The organism is Streptococcus sp. 2_1_36FAA, from assembly GCF_000161955.2.
In the GTDB taxonomy this organism is placed as follows: Bacteria; Bacillota; Bacilli; order Lactobacillales; family Streptococcaceae; genus Streptococcus; species Streptococcus gordonii.
The window spans coordinates 564,268-571,517 of the sequence record NZ_KI391974.1 but is presented as its reverse complement, the minus strand read 5'-3'; the positions used below and the strand labels follow the sequence as shown (position 1 = coordinate 571,517).

Genomic DNA, 7,250 nt, shown 5'->3' with positions numbered 1-7,250 from the left:
CGGAACTGGCAGACGCACAGGACTTAAAATCCTGCGATTGGAAACGATCGTACCGGTTCGATTCCGGTCCTCGGCATATATAATAATGAGCACCCTTAGCTCAACTGGATAGAGTACCTGACTACGAATCAGGCGGTTAGAGGTTCGACTCCTCTAGGGTGCATATAGTGATAGGAGATATTCGATCACGACGGGAAGTAGCTCAGCTTGGTAGAGTACTTGGTTTGGGACCAAGGTGTCGCAGGTTCGAATCCTGTCTTCCCGATTGTATTTAATTTGGGCTAACTTATGGTTTAGTTTTTTATTTTAAAAAAAAGTCAATTGAAGAAACTTCAATTGACTTTTTTCATAATAGATTTGTTTATTACATGATTGAGTATTCATCTGCTAACATAATCGTTTCTTTTCCATTATTATCTGTAATGTAGATAGTTCGAGGATAGAATGGATTGAATTTATATGTGAAATCGAAGGAGATCAGTGTATCAAGATGAGCTTCAGAAAATCGATAAGTTAGTTTTCCATTATTATTAAGAAGTTCGAATTGGATGAGATTTTCTAGTGGAAATGTATCTTTTAGGAAGTTATCAATAATGTACCAAAATGTATCAATGACTTCATCTGGTAAACTAGTAACTATTCCAAAACTAGCATATCGTCCTTTAGTGTTGGTAAATGCCATATTAACTGATCCTTTCGTAAATTGTTTTCTTTATGATACTGAAAAATTGCTTAGATTGCAAGAAATTGCTTTTCATTTTTGGAAAACAAAAAGAGCATGAGCTCTTTTGACAACTTTAGCGATTCTTTAGTTCAATATAGCGTTTGTACCAAATGTTAACATAAGCTTGCGAAAATGGTCCACGTTCTTGGTTGATCCAATCAACAAGAATTTTTACATTTTCCTTTAGAATATAATCTAAGTCACTTGAATAATTCATTTTTTTCTTATGGCGTTCGTATTCTTCTACATCTAGCAGGCGTTTTTCTCCGTCAGCAAAGACTTTTACATCTAGGTCGTAGTCAATGTATTTTAAAGCCTCGCTATCGAGATAGTAGGGGCTGGCTAGATTGCAGTAATAAGATGTGCCATTTTCTCGAATCATTGCAATGATATTAAACCAATATTTCCTATGAAAATACACGATTGCTGGTTCACGAGTCACCCAGCGTCGTCCGTCACTCTCCGTAACAAGAGTATGGTCATTTACCCCAATAATCGCATTTTCTGTTGTTTTTAGTACCATGGTGTCGCGCCATGTACGGTGCAAGCTACCATCATGCTTATAACTTTGAATTGTAATAAAGTCGCCTTCTTTTGGAAGTCTCATTTTTTACCAACTTTCTACAATTTTTAAAGTTTATCACTAATTATTGTATCATATTTTCATGAATAATTCTAAGTTTTTCCCTAAAATTTTTAGAAATAATCTCTCAGAGCGCTAGCAATGTCAGAGAAATCATAGCCTTTGCGAGCTAGTGCTTGGGTCAGACGCTGTTTTAAGTCATAGCCGTCGTACTTTTTTGAGTACTTGCGGTATTGCTTGTCTAACTCTTTATAGAGTAGCTCTTCTTGGTTCTCTTGGTCTTCTTCGATGTCCAAATGCTGATAGGCGGTTTTGGCTTGGCTATATGAAAAACCTTTGTTTATCAAGGATTGAAGAATTTTTTCTTGTAGGGCCTTGCTGGGCAGTTTTCCCTGGTATTTTTTGAGCAGCTTTTGGGCAACCTTGTCTGTTAATTCAGTGAAATCAAACTGGCTCAATTCTTCTTCTATGATAGTGCTAGAAATTCCTTTTTGCGTGAGCTTTTGTTTGAGAACAAAAGCGCCTTTGTCACCAGTGAGAAGGTTGGATTGGATAAAAGAATTAGCATACTTTCTATCATTAATCCAATTATCTTTTCTTAGATTGTCCAAGACCTGGCTGATGGTTTCCGGTTGGATGTCGTGCTGCGTTAAGTAGTCTTTAACTTCCTTAGTAGTTCTTTGCTTAAAGGAGAGATGGTAGAGGGCTAGGTTTTTGCCATAGGAAAATTGGGCATAGTCTTGAATTTTTTTTAGCTCTTGCTCTGTGATTTCCATTCCTTTAGACAGCATGAATCGGACGATGGTGTCTTCTGTAATATAGAGCTTTTCACTGTCGTCCAACTCCAAGAGGTAGAGTCTTTTTTTCTTTTCGATTTTTGTGATTTTCATAGGGGATTTTGGTAGAATCCTTTCTTCTAGCTAAATGCTTCAAAGGCAGCTATCAAGCGCAGTTTGTCTGTATCAACATCCTTCCTGCCATAGTAGTCAAGAAAGAGCTCTGCATATTGACGGTCAGATAAATTATAAGTAAGAGACCAGATGGCCCAGTAAAGGTCAATGTGGCGATCACTGAGGCCAGCGAGACCAACGTCAATAAAGCAGGAGAAGGTTGCTGCGTCTTTCAGAATGAAATTAGGCAAGCAGGCATCTCCATGAATCAAGGCATCCACCGTCAGTAAGTGTCCCTGCTCTTGGATAAGCTGGTAGGCTTCCTCACGACTTGAGATGTGAAATTGAGGCAGCAAGGCTTTTTGATAAAAGCAGCCTTTCCGATAATTATGCTCTGCTTGCTCTTTATAGTGTTGGAGGCGATGCTGAATTGGGAAATGCTGGGGTTGGAGGCTGTGAAGTTTTCTGAGTGTGACAGCCATCGTTTGGCAAAGTTCTTCTGGCTGTTGGAGAAAGGTGAGGGCGTCCTTGCCCTTGGCTTCTTTAGTCAGCAGGTAGTCTTTATCTGCTGCTAGGTAGTGAATGACAGACACACCGAGCCCTTGTTTTTCAAACCACTTGGCAAGTGTGGCCTCTTGTGCTAACTGGCCTTTTTGATCGATTTTCAAATAATAGCCCGTATCGGCATAGAAAACACTGGCTCCAGAATGTGAGGAGCTGTCGTAAAAATTGGCTCCCTCTAGATAAGTTCGTATTTGCTCAGGGAAATGGTCTAGTGGAAGGGATATTTTTTTTGATTTCATACTTTTATTGTAACATATTCTCAACTAATGCGAGGCAGCGTGGTATAATAGAAGCATGAATGTGAAAGTGAATCAAAGAATCCCTTTGAAAATTAAGAAAATGGGGATTAATGGTGAAGGGATTGGATTTTATAAGAAAACGCTGGTCTTTGTGCCTGGGGCTTTGAAGGGTGAGGAAGTCTACTGTCAGGTGACTAGAGTTCAGCGTAATTTCATCGAGGCCAAGCTCTTGACAATTAACAAACGGTCGAAATTTCGGGTGGAGGCGCCTTGTGAGATTTATGATAGCTGCGGGGGCTGTCAAATCATGCACCTCCACTATGACAAGCAGTTAGAGTTTAAGGAAGATTTGCTGCGTCAGGCCTTGAAAAAATTTGCGCCAGCAGGCTATGAGAACTATGAGATTCGTCCGACTATTGGTATGCAGGAGCCACTCTATTATCGGGCTAAACTGCAGTTTCAGACTCGGAAATTTAAGGATGAGGTCAAGGCGGGGCTTTATGCCCAGAATTCCCACTATCTGGTCTCGCTGAAAAACTGTCTGGTTCAGGACAAGGTGACGCAACAGATCATAAATAAGGTGGCTCGGCTTTTAGGCAAGTACAGGCTGCCTATTTATGATGAGAGGAAGACTGCTGGAGTACGTACCGTTATGATTCGCAGGGCCAGAAAGACGGGACAGGTGCAGATGATTTTTGTGACAGGGCGCAAGCTAGACTTTTCTCCAGTCGTCCGAGACCTGGTGGCTGAATTTCCTGAGTTGGAAACAATAGCAGTCAATTATCATACGAGCAAGTCCAGTGAGATTTATGGGGATAAGACAGAGATTATCTGGGGCGAGAAGGCCATCCAAGAAGGAGTGCTGGACTATGAGTTCTCCCTATCGCCTCGAGCTTTCTATCAGCTCAATCCTGAGCAGACAGAGGTGCTCTACGGGGAGGCGGTTAAGGCGCTGGATGTGACGAAAGAAGACCATTTGATTGATGCCTATTGCGGAGTGGGGACCATTGGTTTTGCCTTTGCTAAAAGGGTCAAGTCTCTGCGGGGTATGGATATCATCCCTGAGGCCATTGAAGACGCTAAGCGTAATGCGAAACGAATGGGATTTGATAATACACTCTATGAGGCTGGGACGGCAGAGGAGATTATTCCTCGCTGGTATACTGAGGGTTTTCGGGCGGATGCCTTGATTGTCGATCCGCCACGAACTGGTCTGGACGATAAGCTGCTGGAGACAATTGTCCGCTATGCACCTGAGAAGATGGTCTACGTTTCCTGCAATGTCTCAACTCTGGCTCGGGATTTAGTCAAGCTCTCTCAGGTCTACGATGTTCACTATATCCAGTCGGTTGATATGTTTCCGCATACCGCTCGGACCGAGGCAGTGGTGAAATTATCCAAGCGAGATAGCTCTCGTTCGAGTTAATCGTAAGCAGCTCGCAAGAGCTAACAAAATCATTCTAAAAAGGACTTAGTTTTCTCTAATACAGGACTAAGTCTTTTCTTTTGTCAAAATTGCAATGGTTTTATAGGAAGATTAGTCCACACCTAATTAATTAGTCATAAAAAGAGAACACTCGTTAAGTGTTCTCCAATGGCAATCAGTTATATTAGAATAAACCGAAGACTAGGACTGCAAGGACGGCACCGATGATTGGTCCGATAACTGGAATCCAAGCATAGCTCCAATCACCATCACCTTTATTTGGAATGGGAAGAAGACTGTGCATGATGCGAGGTCCTAAGTCACGAGCTGGGTTGAGGGCATAGCCTGTTGTTCCACCAAGTGAAAGACCAATCCCGACAATCAATGTTCCGACTGCAAAAGTGCCAATGCCTGCTTGTAGCTTATAAAGTCCAAGAGCGAAGATAGTCAGCACTAGAACAAAAGTTCCAAGGATTTCGCTAATCAGGTTAGAGAAGGTATCTTTGATAGCTGGGCCTGTGCTGAATGTGCCCAAAACGTTAGCTGGATTTTCTTCAGCCAAATAGTGAGGTTTGAACTGTAGGAAGACGAGGAACTGTCCGACCATAGCTCCTGCAAATTGAGCAAGGATGTAAGGAAAAACAGATGCCCATGGCAAATCACCTTTCAGAGCGACTCCGATAGTTAGGGCCGGATTCAGATGGGCTGGGCCAAGGTTGCCAGATACAAAAGCAGCGATGGCAACAGCGATCCCCCATCCCATGGTAATCACAATCCAACCTGAATTGTGGCTCTTAGTTTTGGGAAGAACTACACCTGCAACTACGCCATTTCCCAAAAGGAGCAAGAGCAGTGTTCCTAAAAATTCGCCAAATATTTCTTTCATCATCTATATTACTCCATTTAAAAGAAGGGGTGGCTGACAGTTCTTGGTCTACCGCCTCTTCTCGTATTTTCTATTTTTTTAATTCTTCTAAATCGTTATTTGCAAGGGCAGCTTGAACATCATTTCGATAAGCTGCTTTTTCATCTTCTGTCCAGTCGTAGAATCGTCCCATTTCATCCAGAACAGGTTCTACAATAGCATCTAAACTATCTCGCATAAAGAGCATGTGATTTGTCCGGCGAAGCAGGAAGTCAACTGGGCTGAGAGCTAATTCATTACGCATAGCATAATGCAGTGACAAGGTATCCGCTAGGCTAAGACCTGGTGCTTGTTCAATGCTGTGAGCGAGGGCATAGACTTTAGGAGCATTTGATCCGTAAAGGTTTGCAAGATAGAAGGCTTCTTTGCTGTCTAAGCCGCGTGAGACACCAAGTTGAGCAAAAGCTTCGATTTCGGAATCCACATTTGCTGGATTGAGCTCTCCGCCTGAAACAGGGTAGGTCTTCGAATTGATGAGTTTGAAGCTGCGGTCAAATTCTGCTCTGAGGATGTCAACGACACGCTCCATAGCACCTTCCGCCATCTTACGATAGTCTGTGATTTTACCGCCAGCAAGAGTCAAGAGACCATTGTTATCACGTTCCAGGCTGGAACCACGTGAAACTGCAGATGGGTCCAAGTGTTTTTCAGAAGTGCTGCTTTCGAGTTTGGTAACAGCCGCTTCGACATCCTCACGGGATTTTTCTTTGGCAAGATAGCTTTCAACAGTCGCAATCAGTGCATTGAAACTTTCGTCGCTAATGGTACCGTTGTTTCCGCCGTTGTAGTCAGAAGCACTGTTTCCAGCAATCAGAGGACGCAGACCTGCCCAACTGCTTTCGATGTCGTCAATTGTGATGTTTGCTTCTGGGAAGCGATTATTGACAATGCCCAAGAGGTAATCCACATCTTCCTGAGTCACTTTTGGATGCTCTAGGTCGCCAGTGTAGTCAGTGTCTGTCGTACCAAAGTAGGTTTTATTTTCACGTGGAAGGACAAAGACCATCCTGCCGTCTCCCAAGCCTGTATCAAAGTAGACTGGCTGAGAAACCTTGATCTTGCTAGAGTCAACTACCAAGTGGACACCCTTGGTTGGACGCATTTGAGAATATTTCTCACCGTCATTTGACAGATTGCGTACCTTGTCGCTCCAAGGTCCAGTTGTGTTGATGACCAAGCGAGCCTTGATTTCAAAGACTTCATCCGTCAAGAGGTCACGCGCAACAACGCCTGTAATCTTTCCAGAATCGTCAAAGAGGAAGCCTTCTGCCTTGACATGGTTGGCAATGAGAGCACCGTCTTGATTGGCACGTTTGATGTTTTCGATCACGAGACGCGCATCGTTGTTACGGAAGTCAAGATAGACACCGCCACCAACCAGACCTTCCTTCTTGAGTTCAGGTTCCCGTTCTAGCACTTCCTCCTTGCTTAAAACTTTGTTGGCAGCAGGAGTGTTGTTGACACCGGCCAAGAGGTCATAGAGGTCCATAGCCACTTTGAGGCGGAAGAGACTGAAAGTAGCGCCCTCTTCTTCATAAACAGGAAGTAGCATAGGATCTGGTTTTGGAATATGAGGGGCAATTTGCTGTACCACGGCACGCTCAGAAACTGTATCTGAGACCACTTCTACGTCAAATTGTTTGAGGTAACGAAGGCCACCATGGACCAATTTGGTAGAGCGGCTAGAAGTCCCTTCAGCAAAGTCCTGCATTTCAATCAGACCAGTCTCCAGGCCACTTGCAGCTGCTTGTAAGGCTACACCAGCACCGGTAATCCCCCCACCAATAATCAGGAGGTCCAAGGTGCGTTCCTGCAATTTTTTAATCGATAATTCACGTGTTTTCTTTGAAAATTCCATATTTACACACTTTCTAATTAAGTCGCGTTATTCTTTCAGTA

Annotated in this window: 7 protein-coding genes and 2 tRNA genes; 3 read left to right on the top strand and 6 right to left on the bottom strand. The window is 43.2% G+C overall.

What is annotated here, in order from left to right; genetic code table 11:
• Positions 1 to 89: 89 nt before the first annotated feature.
• Positions 90 to 163: transfer RNA gene (locus HMPREF0847_RS05255), tRNA-Arg, on the top strand.
• 28 nt (positions 164 to 191) lie between these two features.
• A tRNA-Pro gene (locus HMPREF0847_RS05250) sits at positions 192 to 265 on the top strand.
• Positions 266 to 364: 99 nt separating this feature from the next.
• Here the strand turns inward: HMPREF0847_RS05250 and HMPREF0847_RS05245 are convergent.
• The 4 genes from HMPREF0847_RS05245 to HMPREF0847_RS05230 form a co-directional block, all read right to left on the bottom strand.
• The gene (locus HMPREF0847_RS05245) at positions 365 to 682 is read right to left on the bottom strand and encodes a DUF960 domain-containing protein (protein WP_008809152.1); all 318 of its coding nucleotides are present in this window, start codon (positions 680 to 682) and stop codon (positions 365 to 367) included.
• A gap of 115 nt (positions 683 to 797) precedes the next feature.
• Positions 798 to 1,331 (bottom strand): nucleoside tri-diphosphate phosphatase, encoded by a 534-nt coding sequence (ntdP, locus tag HMPREF0847_RS05240; RefSeq protein WP_008809151.1) that lies wholly within the window; start codon positions 1,329 to 1,331, stop codon positions 798 to 800.
• Between the two features lie 89 nt (positions 1,332 to 1,420).
• A complete protein-coding gene (gene recX / locus HMPREF0847_RS05235; RefSeq protein ID WP_008809150.1) occupies positions 1,421 to 2,197 on the bottom strand; it encodes a recombination regulator RecX in 777 nt (258 codons plus the stop codon).
• Between the two features lie 26 nt (positions 2,198 to 2,223).
• Entirely contained in the window at positions 2,224 to 3,000 is a 777-nt protein-coding gene (locus HMPREF0847_RS05230) for an aminoglycoside 3'-phosphotransferase (protein WP_020992690.1), read from the bottom strand.
• A gap of 55 nt (positions 3,001 to 3,055) precedes the next feature.
• Here HMPREF0847_RS05230 and rlmD point away from each other — a divergent pair, with 55 nt between their 5' ends.
• Positions 3,056 to 4,426 carry a 23S rRNA (uracil(1939)-C(5))-methyltransferase RlmD gene (gene rlmD / locus HMPREF0847_RS05225; RefSeq protein WP_020992689.1) on the top strand — a complete coding sequence of 457 codons (1,371 nt, stop codon included), beginning with the start codon at positions 3,056 to 3,058 and terminating at the stop codon, positions 4,424 to 4,426.
• Positions 4,427 to 4,610: 184 nt separating this feature from the next.
• Here the strand turns inward: rlmD and HMPREF0847_RS05220 are convergent, their stop codons facing one another.
• Both HMPREF0847_RS05220 and glpO read right to left on the bottom strand, forming a co-directional pair.
• On the bottom strand, positions 4,611 to 5,315 hold the full coding sequence (locus tag HMPREF0847_RS05220; protein WP_008809147.1) for an MIP/aquaporin family protein: 705 nt from the start codon (positions 5,313 to 5,315) through the stop codon (positions 4,611 to 4,613).
• A 67-nt stretch (positions 5,316 to 5,382) separates the two neighbouring features.
• Positions 5,383 to 7,209, bottom strand: a complete 1,827-nt coding sequence (glpO, locus tag HMPREF0847_RS05215; RefSeq protein ID WP_008809146.1) for a type 1 glycerol-3-phosphate oxidase — start codon at positions 7,207 to 7,209, stop codon at positions 5,383 to 5,385.
• Positions 7,210 to 7,250: the final 41 nt, after the last annotated feature.

What these genes read in the sequence shown, in the direction of transcription:
- HMPREF0847_RS05245 (WP_008809152.1), bottom strand. Translation starts at nt 682, where the DNA reads ATGGCATTTACCAACACTAAAGGACGATATGCTAGTTTTGGAATAGTT.
- ntdP (WP_008809151.1), bottom strand. Translation starts at nt 1,331, where the DNA reads ATGAGACTTCCAAAAGAAGGCGACTTTATTACAATTCAAAGTTATAAG.
- recX (WP_008809150.1), bottom strand. Translation starts at nt 2,197, where the DNA reads ATGAAAATCACAAAAATCGAAAAGAAAAAAAGACTCTACCTCTTGGAG.
- HMPREF0847_RS05230 (WP_020992690.1), bottom strand. Translation starts at nt 3,000, where the DNA reads ATGAAATCAAAAAAAATATCCCTTCCACTAGACCATTTCCCTGAGCAA.
- rlmD (WP_020992689.1), top strand. Translation starts at nt 3,056, where the DNA reads ATGAATGTGAAAGTGAATCAAAGAATCCCTTTGAAAATTAAGAAAATG.
- HMPREF0847_RS05220 (WP_008809147.1), bottom strand. Translation starts at nt 5,315, where the DNA reads ATGATGAAAGAAATATTTGGCGAATTTTTAGGAACACTGCTCTTGCTC.
- glpO (WP_008809146.1), bottom strand. Translation starts at nt 7,209, where the DNA reads ATGGAATTTTCAAAGAAAACACGTGAATTATCGATTAAAAAATTGCAG.